General features: G+C 71.1%; 14 protein-coding genes. 8 read left to right on the top strand and 6 right to left on the bottom strand.

The window, feature by feature from the left end:
* Positions 1-21: 21 nt before the first annotated feature.
* Genes L0U85_RS07270 through L0U85_RS07285 form a run of 4 tightly spaced genes read right to left on the bottom strand, consistent with a single transcriptional unit; the run spans position 22 to position 3,138 of the window.
* The gene (locus L0U85_RS07270) at positions 22-711 is read right to left on the bottom strand and encodes a CoA pyrophosphatase (RefSeq protein WP_241377089.1); all 690 of its coding nucleotides are present in this window, start codon (positions 709-711) and stop codon (positions 22-24) included.
* Complete coding sequence (locus L0U85_RS07275; protein WP_241377090.1) at positions 708-1,277, bottom strand: TlpA disulfide reductase family protein; 570 nt, start codon at positions 1,275-1,277, stop codon at positions 708-710. The genes L0U85_RS07270 and L0U85_RS07275 overlap by 4 nt, the downstream gene beginning before the upstream one ends.
* Positions 1,274-2,032 carry an endonuclease III gene (gene nth, locus L0U85_RS07280; RefSeq protein ID WP_241377091.1) on the bottom strand — a complete coding sequence of 253 codons (759 nt, stop codon included), beginning with the start codon at positions 2,030-2,032 and terminating at the stop codon, positions 1,274-1,276. Before nth ends, L0U85_RS07275 begins: the two co-directional genes overlap by 4 nt.
* A gap of 23 nt (positions 2,033-2,055) precedes the next feature.
* Positions 2,056-3,138 carry a S8 family serine peptidase gene (locus tag L0U85_RS07285; RefSeq protein WP_241377148.1) on the bottom strand — a complete coding sequence of 361 codons (1,083 nt, stop codon included), beginning with the start codon at positions 3,136-3,138 and terminating at the stop codon, positions 2,056-2,058.
* 258 nt (positions 3,139-3,396) lie between these two features.
* Between L0U85_RS07285 and L0U85_RS07290 the strand changes: the two genes are divergently transcribed.
* The 5 genes from L0U85_RS07290 to L0U85_RS07310 all read left to right on the top strand — a co-directional run bounded on the left by L0U85_RS07290 (position 3,397) and on the right by L0U85_RS07310 (position 9,218).
* Positions 3,397-5,625, top strand: a complete 2,229-nt coding sequence (locus L0U85_RS07290) for an SseB family protein (RefSeq protein WP_241377092.1) — start codon at positions 3,397-3,399, stop codon at positions 5,623-5,625.
* Entirely contained in the window at positions 5,626-5,988 is a 363-nt protein-coding gene (locus L0U85_RS07295) for a hypothetical protein (RefSeq protein WP_241377093.1), read from the top strand. It begins immediately after the preceding gene.
* Positions 5,989-6,163: 175 nt separating this feature from the next.
* Positions 6,164-7,318 carry a Gfo/Idh/MocA family oxidoreductase gene (locus L0U85_RS07300; protein WP_241377094.1) on the top strand — a complete coding sequence of 385 codons (1,155 nt, stop codon included), beginning with the start codon at positions 6,164-6,166 and terminating at the stop codon, positions 7,316-7,318.
* On the top strand, positions 7,315-8,406 hold the full coding sequence (locus L0U85_RS07305; RefSeq protein WP_241377095.1) for a dihydrodipicolinate synthase family protein: 1,092 nt from the start codon (positions 7,315-7,317) through the stop codon (positions 8,404-8,406). The genes L0U85_RS07300 and L0U85_RS07305 overlap by 4 nt, the downstream gene beginning before the upstream one ends.
* Entirely contained in the window at positions 8,403-9,218 is an 816-nt protein-coding gene (locus L0U85_RS07310; protein ID WP_241377096.1) for a sugar phosphate isomerase/epimerase family protein, read from the top strand. The genes L0U85_RS07305 and L0U85_RS07310 overlap by 4 nt, the downstream gene beginning before the upstream one ends.
* A gap of 193 nt (positions 9,219-9,411) precedes the next feature.
* Here L0U85_RS07310 and L0U85_RS07315 read toward each other — a convergent pair whose 3' ends face one another.
* Both L0U85_RS07315 and L0U85_RS07320 read right to left on the bottom strand, forming a co-directional pair.
* Positions 9,412-10,140, bottom strand: a complete 729-nt coding sequence (locus L0U85_RS07315; protein ID WP_241377097.1) for a class F sortase — start codon at positions 10,138-10,140, stop codon at positions 9,412-9,414.
* 4 nt (positions 10,141-10,144) lie between these two features.
* The gene (locus tag L0U85_RS07320) at positions 10,145-10,612 is read right to left on the bottom strand and encodes a hypothetical protein (protein ID WP_241377098.1); all 468 of its coding nucleotides are present in this window, start codon (positions 10,610-10,612) and stop codon (positions 10,145-10,147) included.
* Positions 10,613-10,755: 143 nt separating this feature from the next.
* Here L0U85_RS07320 and L0U85_RS07325 point away from each other — a divergent pair, with 143 nt between their 5' ends.
* Genes L0U85_RS07325 through L0U85_RS07335 form a run of 3 tightly spaced genes read left to right on the top strand, consistent with a single transcriptional unit; the run spans position 10,756 to position 13,427 of the window.
* Positions 10,756-11,238, top strand: coding sequence for a 4Fe-4S binding protein (locus L0U85_RS07325; protein ID WP_277605519.1), 483 nt, complete (start codon positions 10,756-10,758; stop codon positions 11,236-11,238).
* A complete protein-coding gene (locus L0U85_RS07330; RefSeq protein WP_241377100.1) occupies positions 11,235-11,762 on the top strand; it encodes an NADH-quinone oxidoreductase subunit J in 528 nt (175 codons plus the stop codon). Before L0U85_RS07325 ends, L0U85_RS07330 begins: the two co-directional genes overlap by 4 nt.
* Before the next feature lie 21 nt (positions 11,763-11,783).
* On the top strand, positions 11,784-13,427 hold the full coding sequence (locus tag L0U85_RS07335; RefSeq protein ID WP_241377101.1) for a DUF885 domain-containing protein: 1,644 nt from the start codon (positions 11,784-11,786) through the stop codon (positions 13,425-13,427).
* The last annotated feature ends 30 nt before the right edge of the window (positions 13,428-13,457 follow it).

Raw genomic sequence — 13,457 nt, forward strand, 5'->3', positions numbered from 1 at the left:
CGGCCCTCCTCGACTTCGCTCTCAGGTGGTCCGGAACCGCTCGAGTTCCATCGTCCGGCCAGTGTTCCACGGACGGGCCCAACCGCCCAGGTCGAGCAGCCATGACAGTACTCCGGCCGTGAACCCCCAGATCAAGGGCACGCCAGGGATGCGAAAGCCCGGTCCGCTTCGGCCCGAAGGATAGAGCACCGATCCCCTGGAAGCCGGATCGGCCAGGGCGGGGATGGCGACCTGGTGCGCGGCGGCGACCTCGGCGCCGTCGACGGGCGTCACCGGGTGCGGATCTGTCCACAATGCAATGATGGGCGTGACGGCGAAGCCCGACACGGGGATCCAGATCGGCGGCAGCTCGGCGCCGACCGCGACGCTGGCGGGCTCGACCGCGAGCTCCTCGGCGGCCTCCCTCAGTGCGGTGGCGGCGGCGTCGGTGTCACCCGGGTCGGCGGCGCCGCCGGGGAACGCGACCTCGCCGGGGTGGTGGCGCAGGCTCGTGGCGCGCTGCTGGAGGAGCACCGACGGACCGGAACCGCGGTCGCTCAACAGGACCAGGACCGAGGCGGCGCGGGCGTCGTCGGGCGAGCGGCGCAGCGCCGAGTCCTTGAGGACCTGCGGCACTTCGGGACCGGTCGCCTCCCCGGCGGCGTCGTTGAGCGGGCCCCACCACGGCGGCGGGGCGGCGAACCCTCCGCGCGGCCCGGACTCGGCGGTCACGACAGCTCCAGGCCGAACGCGGCCTCGGCGGTCAGCGTGAGGGACTCGGTGGTCACGCCCGGCTCGTTGACGAGTTCGGCGACCGTCCCGTCGGGCGCGACGAACGCGACGCCCGGCAGGGCCGGCACGCCCAAGGCGATCCGCACCTCTTCCTCGGCGTCGAACACCGAAGGGTAGGTGAACGCGAAGTCCTCGGCGAACCAGCGGCCCTTGTCGCGGGTGTCGGCGGTGTCGACGCCGAGGACGTCGATCTGGTCGCCGTGCGCCTGCCAGAACGCCTCGACCTCGGGGGCCTCCTCGACACACGGACCGCACCAGCTGGCCCACAGGACGATCACCAGGGGACGGCCGTCGCGGACTCCGACCTCGGTCGAGGCCTCGTCGCCCAGGCACGGCAGTTCCAGGTCGCCGATCGGCTCGACCGGCGTCGAAGCCGGTTCGCACGCCACCGACCAGGTCGGGTCGGGGCCGGGCGCGGTGGGGCCGGCGCCGCTCTCGTCATCGGCGGCACTGGAGCATCCCGCCAGAAGAACCAGCGCAGCCACGATTCCCGGCGCGGACCTCATATGCTCGCCTCGATCCCGGCCAGCTTCGCGAGCTCCTCGACGTTGTCGCCGCGCAGCAGCTTCACGGCCTCGGCCGGGTCGGTCGGGCCCTCGCCGAACGAGGGGCACTGCGGCGCGAGCGTGCAGGCGCCGCAGGCCGGCTTGCGGGCGATGCACACCCTCCTGCCGTGGAAGATGATCCGGTGCGAGAACATCGTCCACTCACGACGGTCAATGAGCTCCTGCAACTGGAACTCCAGCTTGACCGGGTCCTTGCCCTCGGTCAGGCCGAGCCGGTTCGTCAGCCGGATCATGTGCGTGTCGACCGTCAGGCCGGGAATCCCGAACGCGTTGCCGCGGATTACGTTCGCGGTCTTGCGGCCGATGCCCGGCAGCTTGACCAGCTCCTCCATGCGCTCGGGAAGCCTCCCGCCGTGGCGCTCCACCAAGGCCTTGCCCAGACCGATGATCGACTTGGTCTTGTTGCGGTAGAAACCCGTCGGGCGGATGATCGCCTCGACGTCCTCCGGATTCGCCTGCGCGTAGTCCTCGGCCGTCCGGTACTTCGCGAACAGCGCCGGCGTGGTCAGGTTGACGCGCACGTCCGTGCACTGCGCCGACAGGATCGTCGCCACGGCGAGTTCGAGGGGATCGGAGTAGTCGAGCTCGCATTGCGCGTCGGGATGGGCCGCGGCGAGCAGGCGGTCGATGACGCGGGCGCGGCGCTTCTTGGCCAGCTCGCTCTCGGTTCCATTGCGGGAGTCGGCGGCGGTCACCCGGCCATGTTACGCGGACTTCGTCACGCGGCCGAAGCAGAGCGCCGCGCCGCGACGCGACTGCGCGACCGCAGCAGCAGCGCCGCCGCACACAGCATGGCCGCGCCCGAGCCCGTCACCGCCGCCACCCACAGCGGCGAGACCGCCTGGCGCGTCGACGCCTCGAACGGCGGCGGCGGCAAGCGGTCCAGATCCGCCTCCACCGCCCGAGCCGCGTCCACCACCCCCGCACCCAAGCCCTCGCCGTCCGCACCGGCCGTCGCCGTCAGCAGATGGCGCACCTCCGCGGCGCTCAGCTCGGGACGCGCCGAACGCACCAGCGCCGCCGTCCCCGACACGATCGCCGACGCGAACGAGGTCCCCGTCGCGGTCTTGTGCCCGCCCCCGGCGGCAGGCACCGTCAACCGGGCGCTCGGCGCCGCCAGGTCCGTCTCGTCGCCCGTGATCGCGGTCGGCCATCGCAGGCCGTCGCTGTCCACCCCCGTGACTGCCAGCACCGGGTCCTCGCGCGCCGGGAACCACACCGCATCGCCCGAACCGGCGTGCTCCTGATTGCCCGTGCAGGCCACCACGAGCACGTCCCGGCGCTCGGCGTAGTCGATCGCCTCCGCGAACGCCTGCGAGTCGTAGTGCCCGCCCAGTGAGAGATTGACGACGTCGGCGCCGTTGTCCACCGCCCACCGCACGGCCTCGCCCACCATCGCCGAATCGTGGTACCGGTTCTGGTCGTCGAGCACCCGCACCGGCAGTATCCGCGCCCCCGGCGCCACCCCCGGGTGCCGCGACGCCGACCGGCCCGCGATGAGCCCTGCCACCGCCGTGCCGTGCCCCACCGGATCGGCCTGCGCGAACGCCCGATCGAACGCCGGACCCGGATCGGCGCCCAATGCCAGCAGTCGAGGCTCGGCGCCCCGGTCGGCGTCGATGAAGCTGCGGCCCGGCAGCACCCTTCCGGCGAGATCCGGATGGTCCGCATCCACCCCGGAGTCGATCACGGCGACCGTCACACCCGAACCGGTCGCCGAGGCCCACGCCTCCTCCGCGCCGACCGCGCGCAGATGCCACGCCAGTGTCGGCGACGACCAGCCTGCAGGGGCGACCAGCATGACTGCCAACAACGTTGAGCAAAGACATGCGACGGTGATGCGTGCAGAGCGGTCCCCCATGAGAACGGGATCGTCACACAGCGGAACGGCGTGCGCACGGGAATGACACGCGTGCGCCTTTATGAATTCGTTATTTCTGCCCTACTGACGGAAACTTGACAACAGCCTCGCGTTACGGTGACCATCGCGAGGGAACGCCGAGTTCGCTCGTCGTTGCCCCATCGAGGACCGGTAGGGGGGAAGGGCTGAATGGGATCGATGTGGGAACCGAGTAACGAGATCGAGCATCGTCTTCGCGAAGCGCTGCGAGCCGACGACCAGGACGGCTACTTCCGCATCCTCTCCCAGATCGAGCTCGTGCTCCCGTTGTCGTACGAGGACCCCAACGGGCTGGGCGGAGCCGACACCTGGGCCACGTGGACCACCGACGACCGCACCCACATCCTCGCCTTCACCTCCGAGACCTCCCTCGGCATGTGCCTCAGGGACAATGCCGGGTCCTCTCGCCGCGTCCGCTTCTCCGCGCTGGCCGAGGCCTGGCCCGACGAGGAGTGGTGGCTGGCGGTCAACCCCGGCCTGCCCATCGAGGGATACCTCCCGGCATGGTTCGTCTCGCAAGTGGCCCAAGGCATGACGACCGTCCCCGCCGACCCTGCCCCGGTCCAGCCCGAGCAGCACTCCAACGAGCAGTCCTTCGCCTCCATGGCGCAGTCCGACCCGTTCGCCAACCCCATGGAGCCGGCCCCGCCGGCCCGTGAGAACAGCTTCATGCCGGCCGCCCCGCCCGTCCCCGAGGTGCCGCCCGCGCCTCGGCGCTCTCCGAACCAGGACACGGGGGGCTCCACCGTCGCCGGCACGACCGGCGCCGGTCTGCCGCTGCGCCAGCCGCCCCCGATGGAGCCCGAGGCGCCCGCGCCCCAGCCGAGTTCCTTCGGCGAGCAGACCTTCACCTCGCAGCCGCCCGCGTCCGCCTTCCCCGAGCAGTCCCAGTGGCCCGAGGAGCAGACCGGATGGCCCGACGCCCCCGACTGGCTCCGCGAGCAGCAGGCCGATCCCTCTTCGCTCCCGCAGCGCGCACCGGTGGACCCCTACCAATCGCAGCCCGACCCTTACCGGGCTCCGTCTCAGCCCGAGTCGGTCGCGCCCCCGCCGCAGTACCAGTCCGAGCCGCAGCAGACCGGCGCTCCGACCTCCGATTCGTTCGCGTCCATGTCGAGCGCGTTCGGCCGCAAGCCCGCCGCGCAAGCAGAGCCGGGCTCGCAGCCGGGAGAGCCGGAGGCGCCCGCGCCCGTCGAGCTCTCCGGCGCCGAGGCCGAGCCGCGCCTGACCGAATCGGCCGCGCAGGGCGACACCGCCGGCTTCCTGCACACCCTGCTGTGCAGCACCGTGATCCTCCCGGTCGGCGACCCCGACGCCGTGACCATGCGTGTGGGCGACCCCGCCTTCCGGTGGGCCTCCGACATCGTCGACGGCATCCACGGCATCACCGTCTACACGACCGTCGACCGCATGCGTGCCCGCGCCGGCGAGGACACCCCGCACACCGAGGTGCCCTTCGGCTGGCTCATCCAGCACTGGCCGGGTGTCGAGTACGCGCTGTACGTCAACCCCGGCACCGAGGTCGGCGCCAACATGTCCGGCCCCGAGATCGAGCCGCTGATCAAATGGGCCGAGGCGAAGGGGCTGCTGGCGTTCGCCGCCGAGTTGGAGCGCCGCCAGGCCGCCGAGGCCCGCGCCAAGGCCCCTTCCCAGCGCGTCAAGCCGGTCCTGTGGCAGAAGACCATCCCGCACCACCAGGTGCCGTTCTATCTCGAACGCGGCTACGACCGCGTCGGCGGCCTCGTCCATCCCGCGGGCTCGGTCGAGCACCTGCGCACCCCGGCGCAGCTGTACCTCGCGCTCGGACTCATCCGCTCCTCGGAGGACTTCAGTCCCACCGACGACACCGTCCACGTGCTGCGCTGGGTCGGCTACCGCACCGACCTCTACCCGCCGGCGCTCGGCGGCAACGACGATTCGAGTGCGGAGGTCAACGGCGGCTGGATCGTCGAGCCGAGCCCCTTCCGCGGCGACGGCCTGGCGCCGTCCGAATCGCCCGACGACCGCATCCCCGAGCACAAGGTCGACTCGGTGCGCCTGCCGCACGGCGCGCAGATCCTCCGCATCGACTCCCGCGGCGAGGTCACCGAGCTGGCCGTGTTCGACGCCGACACCCGCGATTGGACGCTCGTCGACGGCGCGGCCGCCATCGAGGCCTCGCTGACTCCGGCGCCGGCCTCCGAGGCCCGCGACGAGCCGAGGCCCGGCGGTCCGATGGCCGATGCAGCTCCCGGCTACGGCGGCTACGACGGCGCCGGGTACGAGTCTTCGGCGCTGGGCGACGCGTTCGGGCCCGACCTTGCCGACGGCCATTACGACCTGGTGCGGCCCACGCCCGAGGACAAGGCCTCGTCCGTGCTCGACCACCGTGAATGGAAGGGGGCCTAGATGAGGGACGGCTATATCGCGCGCTGGAAAGGCGCCGAGTACGACTCCAGCCCCGACGGCGTCCACGTGCGTCTGTACTCGCCGACCGGCGGGGACGGCTTCGTGCAGGTCGCCGAGGGCCGCTACCGGCGCGGCGTGCCGGTCAGCGAACTCGAGGACTTCTTCTACGTGCGCACCGTCTGCACCTGGCGTGGCGAGCCGTTCATAGTGCTCGGCGACTCGGGCGACTGGCTGCGTCTCGAGTACCGCGGCGGGCACAGCGACGTGGCGAGGAGTCTCGGCCTGGAGCCGTACGACACCGGCGTGTACCAGATCTGGGCGCCCTCCGGCGAGGTCAGCGAGATCTCGGAGCAGTACCTCTAGGAACCCGGGCCGGTCGGATGCGGTCCGGTCGTTCTTCTCGAAATCTGTCGCGCGGCCGCTTTCATGTGGGCGCAGTTTTGCTGTATGCTTCTGTCAAATAAGAAAGCGTTTGCCGATCGCGGTGGACGCTCGCGGAGCCGCACATTGGCACAGTTATAGTCAGGAGCAGACCCCAATGACAGAGAAGATTTCCGTCGGCATAGCCCTCAACGGCGTGACCGGGCGCATGGGATACCGGCAGCACCTCGTGCGCTCGTTGCTCGCCATCCGCGAGCAGGGCGGCGTCGAACGCGCTGACGGATCGGTCATCTGGCCCGAGCTCACCCTGGTCGGCCGCAGCGCCGACAAGCTCGCCGAGATCGCCGACCGCCACGGCCTGGACCGGTACACCACGAGCCTCGACGAAGTCCTCGCCGACGACGGCATCGACATCTACTTCGACGCCTTGACCACCCAGCACCGGCTCGCCGCCGTGAACGCCGCGATCAAGGCCGGCAAGCACGTCTACACCGAGAAGCCCATCGCGACGAACCTCGAAGACGCGCTCGGCCTCGCCCGGGCCGCGCGTGACGCGGGCGTCAAGAACGGCGCCGTCGCCGACAAGCTCTACCTGCCCGGCCTGCGCAAGCTCAAGAGGCTGGTCGACTCCGGCTTCTTCGGGCGGGTCCTGTCCGTGCGCGGCGAGTTCGGCTACTGGGTCTTCGAAGGCGACTGGCAGGACTCGCAGCGCCCCTCGTGGAACTACCGCGCCGAAGACGGCGGCGGCATGGTCCTGGACATGTTCCCTCACTGGTCGTACGTCTTCGAAGGCACGCTGGCCCCGGTCAAGTCCGTGACCGCGCACGTGACGACCCACATTCCCGAGCGCGTCGACGAGCACGGCAAGCCCTACGCCGCGACGGCGGACGACGCCGCCTACGCGATCTTCGAGCTCCAGGACGGCACGGTCGTCCAGATGAACTCGTCGTGGGCCACCAGGGTCGACCGCGAGGAGCTCGTCGAGTTCCACGTCGACGGCACCGAGGCATCCGCGATCGCAGGCCTGCGCAAGGTCCGCGCCCAGCACCGCGCCCACACCCCCAAGCCGGTGTGGAACCCCGACATCGACCAGCCGATCGCCTTCCGCCAGCAGTGGAACGACGTGCCGGACAACGAGCAGTTCGACAACGGCTTCAAGCTCCAGTGGGAGGAGTTCCTGCGCCACGTCGTGGACGACGCGCCGTGGCACCACGACTTCCTCGCGGCCGCCCGGGGCGTGCAGCTGGCCGAGGCCGGCTACCGCTCGGCGCTCGAAGGCCGCCGTATCGAGCTCGAGGAGCTCCAGCTGTGAGCCGCAAGTTCCACTCCCGCGTGATCTACTCGGCGGCCCACGTGGTCGCCGACCCGCTGGCCGACAACGGCCCCGGCCGACCCGCGACGGTCGACTGGGACGCGACGATCGCCTTCCGGCGCCACCTGTGGGACCTGGGCCTCGGCGTCGCCGACGCGATGGACACCGCCCAGCGCGGCATGGGCCTGGACTGGGAGGCGACGAAGGAGCTCATCCGCCGCTCGGCCGAGGCCGCCGGCCCGGACGACCTCCTGGCCTGCGGCGTGGGCACCGACCAGCTCCCGGCGGCCCCGACCACCCTTGACGAGATCCGGTCGACCTACCTCGACCAGCTCGCGGTGGTGGAGGACGCCGGAGCCGGAACGATCCTGATGTGCTCCAGGGCCATGGCCGCGACCGCCAAGAGCCCGGACGACTACAAGAGCCTCTACGGCGAACTCCTCGGCGAGGTCAGCGGCAAGGCGATCCTCCACTGGCTCGGCCCGATGTTCGACCCGACGCTCGAAGGCTACTGGGGATCGAGCGACCTGGAAGAGGCCGCGGACGTGTTCGTCGAGATCGTCACCGAGAACGCCTCGAAGGTGGACGGCATCAAGATGAGCCTGCTGGACGCCGACAAGGAGATCGCGGTGCGCCGCAGGCTCCCCGAAGGCGTGCGGTGCTACACCGGCGACGACTTCAACTACCCGCAGCTCATCGCCGGCGACGACCAGGGCCACTCCGACGCGCTCCTGGGCATCTTCGACCCCCTGGCGCCTTTGGCCGCGAAGGCGGTCCAGCGCCTGGACGAGGGCGACACCGAAGGCTTCCGAGCCATCCTCGACCCGACCGTGCCATTGGCCCGAAAGGTCTTCGAGAAGCCGACCTTCAACTACAAGACCGGAGTGGTCTTCCTGGCCTGGCTCTGCGGCCACCAGAAGCACTTCAAAATGGTCGGAGGCCTGGAAGCGGCCCGCTCGGTCGCCCACTTCAAGGAGATCTACGAGCTGGCCGGCGAGGCGGGCCTGTTCCCGGACCCGAAGACGGCCGAGGAGCGCTTCAACGCCCTGCTGAAAGTGGCCGGCCAACCCTCAGTGGCGGCGCGATGAGCTCGTTCCTCGAACGCTTCTCGTTCAACCACGCCACCGCGAAGTTCTGGGACCAGAGCGAGGCGATCGAAGCGTGCGCCCGTACCGGCTCGGGCATCGGCCTGTGGCGGGAACCGGTCCAAGAGCAGGGTCTGGCGGCGACGGCCAAGCAGGTCCGCGACGCCGGAGTCCAGGTCACGAGCCTGTGTCGGGGCGGCTTCTTCACCGACCCCACCCCGGCGGCGATCGAGGAGAACAAGCGGGCCGTCGACGAGACCGCCGAACTCGGCGCCCCCGCCCTCGTCCTCGTCTCGGGTCCGATCCTCGAAGGCGGCACTCTCGACAGCGCCCGCGAGGGCGTGGCCGAGGCGCTCGCCGCGCTCGCCCCTTACGCCGCCGAGCGGGGCGTGACGCTCGCGATCGAGCCGCTCCACCCGATGTTCACCTCCGACCGCTGCGTCGTCGCGACGCTCGGGCAGGCCCTCGACCTGGCCGCGCCCCATCCGGCCGAGGCCGTCGGCGTCGTGGTGGACACCTACCACATCTGGTGGGACCCGAACGTCTGGAACGACATCGCCCGCGCCGGAGCCGAAGGCCGCATCGCCTCCTTCCAGCTCGCCGACTGGATCACCCCGCTCCCCGCCGGTGTGCTCACCGGCCGCGGACAGCTCGGCGACGGCTGCATCGAGATGCGCCGCTACGCCGATGCCGTCGACGCGACCGGCTTCACCGGCCCGATCGAGGTCGAGCTGTTCAACGACGACCTCTGGGCCCGGCCGGGCCCCGAAGTCTTCGAGGAGACCCGCGCGGCATTCGCCCGGGTCCTCAGCTGAGACGAGGCCGCGGTCGGGTCCCGGATGACTGAATCCGGGACCCGACCGCGGCCGTGCTTTCGGAGAACGAGCAGCGGCACGGAAGCCGCGCGGCCTCGGCGCTGTTCGTGAACGACGCGGTCAAGAAGCCGAGCGCCACCGTCGTGACCGTCCCGATGGCGAACGCCGGCGCCGCGCCTGCGACAGTTCCCGCTCACCGGTGCAGACCGAAGTCGTCGCGGTCGTTGAGCGGGCGCGACCGGTCCTCCGCCGTCGCGTCCCGATGGCCCGCATAGGTCGCGTACACGACGACGTTCTCCGCGTAGTCGCCCGATTCGCGGTCGAACCGGCCGCCGCAGGTGATCAGCCGCAGCGCAGGTTCGGGCTCGATCCCGAAGACCTCCTCGTAGGGAAGAGCGTTCTTCGAGTAGGCCTCGGTCCTCGTCACCTCGTAGGACACCACGATGCCGTCCTCGCGGGCGAGCTCGACCCGGTCGCCCTCGGCCAGGAACCGCAGCGCGTAGAACACCGCCGGGCCGCTTGCCTCGGTGTCCAGGTGCCCCAGCAGCACCGTCGGACCGAACTCACCCGGCGTCGCCCCGTGCTCGAACCAGCCCGCCACGTGCGGCCGCCCCAGCGGCGGCACCTCGAACTCACCACCGCGGCTCATTCCCAGATCGACGAGCGGAGCGTGCATGCCGACCGCCTCCGCATCCACCCTCGTCGGCTCCGAGCGGTCGAGCCACCCGCCGCCGTCCGGATCCACCGTGAAGCCCACGTCGCCCGCCGAATGCGCCGACCAGCCCGGCAGCCTGATCGTCGGCACCGGCGTCAACCCTCCGAGCATCAGACCCAGCCCGCCCGCCATCAGCATCGCCAGCCCCACCGCCGCCAGAGGCCGGAGCGCCGACTCCGACCTGTGCGCGCCTGCCGGCCGAACCATCGGACTAGACGTCGATCCTGCTGCGGCGCTTAAGCAACCACAGCCCCGCGACGGCCACCGCGGCCGCCGCCGCGCCGGTCAGCGCGAGCGCGGCCGCCGGGTCCGACGCCGTCGAGCCCGATCCGGTCTTCGCGCCCGTGCCGTCCGCCACGGTCAGCTTCCCTGAGGCCGTATCGTCCCCGCACCGCACTGCGATCGTGTACATCCCCGCCCTCCACTCGTTCGGCACCACGAACGAGCCCTGCGCCTGACCGTCCGCGACCGGCATGTCCACCTTCAGGGCGGTGTCCTTCACCGTCGCGGTGGCATTCTCCGAGCAGCTCGCGGCTACGACCGTCACCGTCGTGCCGGCGGTCGCCGTCACCGGTGTCAAGGTCACCGTGACGGCGGCGTTCGCTCCGGTCGCCGCCGCGAGCGCCAGACCCGCTCCCAGCGTCACCGCCGCGGTGAGTCTCCTGACGGCCTGCAACATGGGCGTCCTCCCCGGTCGTCTCGGCGCCGATATCGCCTCTCGACCACGCTAATCGCCGCTCCGGCGACCCGAACTCGATTCGAGGAAAATTCAATCCGGTTGTCAGGGTGGAGAACATCGCCGTCATCTGCGACGATGAAGGCATGAAGGTTCCCGGGAGCGGCCTTGTCAGCGGTCTCGCCGCCACCGCGCGCACCGCCACGCGACGCGCCGTCACCCGCCAGTACCCCGAGCACGAGCCCGAACTGCCCGAACGCACCCGCGGCGTCATCGCGCTCCTCGAACCGAACTGCACCTCCTGCATGCTGTGCGCCCGCGAGTGCCCCGACTGGTGCATCTACATCGACTCGCACAAGGAGACCGTCGAGGCCGAGGGCGCGGCCCGACCGCGCCAGGTCAATGTCCTCGACCGGTTCGACATCGACTTCTCCCTGTGCATGTACTGCGGCATCTGCGTCGACGTCTGCCCCTTCGACGCGCTGTTCTGGGCGAGCGACTTCGACTACGCCGAGGGCGACATCCGCGACCTGCTCCACGACAAGGAGCACCTGGGGGAGTGGATGGAAGGCGTCCCCGCCTCAGCACTTCCCGAATCGACCCCCGCTCGGGAAGCGCAGGGCCGATGACCCTCGCCGACGTGCTCCTGCTGGCGTTCGGGCTGCTCGCGCTCGGTGCGGCGCTGGCGGTCGTCACGACCCGCCGGATCGTCCGGGCCGGGCTGTGGCTCGCCGTGGCCTTCGCGGGGATCGCGGGGGCCGCGCTGGTCCTGACGGCGGAGTTCCTCGCGTGGGTGCTCGTGCTCATCTACGTCGGCGCGATCGTGGTGCTGCTGCTGTTCGCGACGATGCTCACCAAGGCTCCCACCGACGCCTCGGACGAACTGGACCGGAGTCGGCTGCCCGGCGCGTTCCTCGCCGGGGGCGTCGGCCTCGGCTTGGCCGCCGTGCTCGTCGGATCGTTCGGGTGGACGAGGGTGAGCCTGTCGGGCCGCGCCGCGGGGGACGCCTCGGCCGTCGGAGAGGAGATCTTCGCGAACTGGGTCCTGCCGTTCGAGGTGCTGTCGCTGCTGCTCCTCGCGGCCCTGGTCGGTGCGATCGCGGTCTCCACGAGAGACGCCGCGCGCAACAATCGTGCAACAGAGGCCGACTAGCCGAGCGGTAAGCTACCGGCCATGACCTCACCGATATTCGCCCTGGCCGACGAGTACATCACCTCATTCGCTCGGCTGCACCCCATGGCGGCCGGTTCGATCGGCATCAAGGGGGACTTCGGCGTCGCCTCCGATCTCGGTCCCGACGCCGAGGCCGAGCGGGCGAAGCTGGCGCGCGACACGCTCGCCCGCCTCAAGACGCTGCAGTCGACCGGTCCGGCCGACGAGCTCGCCCGACTGCACATGGCCGAGCGGCTGGAGACGCAGCTGGAGCTGTTCGACGCAGGGGAGTGGCGCCGCGCCCTGCGCGTCCCCTACGGCCTCATCCAGTTCCTGTGCTCGTATGTGGACCTCGCGCCGCGCGGCACCGAGAACCGGTGGCGCACCGTCGTAGCCCGCATCCGCGCGATCCCCGAGATGCTCGCGACGTGGCGCCAGACGATGAACGCGGGGATCGCGGCCGGGCAGACCGTCGCGATCCGACAGGTCGTCGAGGGCGCCAGGCAGGCCCGGCGCAACGCCGAAGCCAGAGTCTTCGACAAGCACGTGAACGCCTACGGCGAGGGCCCGCAGGCGCGCGACCTCGCCGAGGCGTCCGAGGCGGCCTACGCGGCGTTCGCCGCCACGGCCGAATACCTGGAGGAGTGCTACGCGCCGCACGCCGAGCCGGGCGACGGCGTAGGCGAGGAGCGCTACCTACTCCACGCCCGCAGCACGCTCGGCGCGAAGCTCGACCCGCGCGACGCCTACGAATGGGGTTGGGAGGAGCTGCACCGCATCGAGGACGAGATGGCCGCCGAGGCCGCGAAGATCCTTCCCGGCGCGAGTCTCGACGAGGTCGCCGCCCACCTCGACGCCGACGCTCCGATCACCGACCACGCCTCGTACCTCGGCTGGCTCACCGAGCGGCACCTCAGCGCCCTGGAGGCGCTCGACGGCGTCCACTTCGACATAGACCCGCGTCTGATGCACCTCGACGTCGAGCTCGTCCACGGCTCCTCGGCCGGCTCGCCGTACTACACCGGTCCGAGCGAGGACCTCAGCCGAGCGGGCCGTACCTGGTGGCCGGTGGCCGATCGGGAGCACTTCGCGGTGTGGCGTGAGCTCACCACCGTCTTCCACGAGGGCGTCCCCGGGCACCATCTGCAGATAGGGCAGACGAAGATCGCCGGCGACGGCCTCAGCCGCTTCGCGAAGCTCTACGGTTCCCTGTCGGGGCACTCCGAGGGCTGGGCGCTGTACGCCGAGCGGCTCGCCGACGACCTCGGCTGGCACGCCGATCCTGCGACGCGCCTCGGCATGCTCAAGGGGTCGGCGATGCGGGCGGCCCGCGTCGTCATCGACATCGGCTGGCACATGGACCTGCCGCTGCCCGACACCGAGGCGAAGCGGCACGGGGAGCGGTGGGACTTCGACGTGGCCCTCGCGGTGCTGCGGGACCGCGGTGGGATCCCCGTGCACCGGTCCCACCCCGAGATCGTCCGCTACGCCGGCTGGCCGGCGCAGGCGATCTGCTACAAGCTCGGCGAGCGCGCCTGGATGGCCGCCCGCGCCGAGGCCGAGGCCGCAGCGGGGTCCGGCTTCGACCTCAAGGCGTGGCACACGAAGGCGTTGGGCCTCGGGCCGATCGGGCTCGACAACCTGGCCGCGGTCCTGCGCGGATAGGCAGAGGAGCCGATGCCCGGGGCCGTCCGG

Source organism: Glycomyces sp. L485, assembly GCF_022548875.1.
Taxonomy (GTDB): Bacteria; Actinomycetota; Actinomycetes; order Mycobacteriales; family Micromonosporaceae; genus Glycomyces.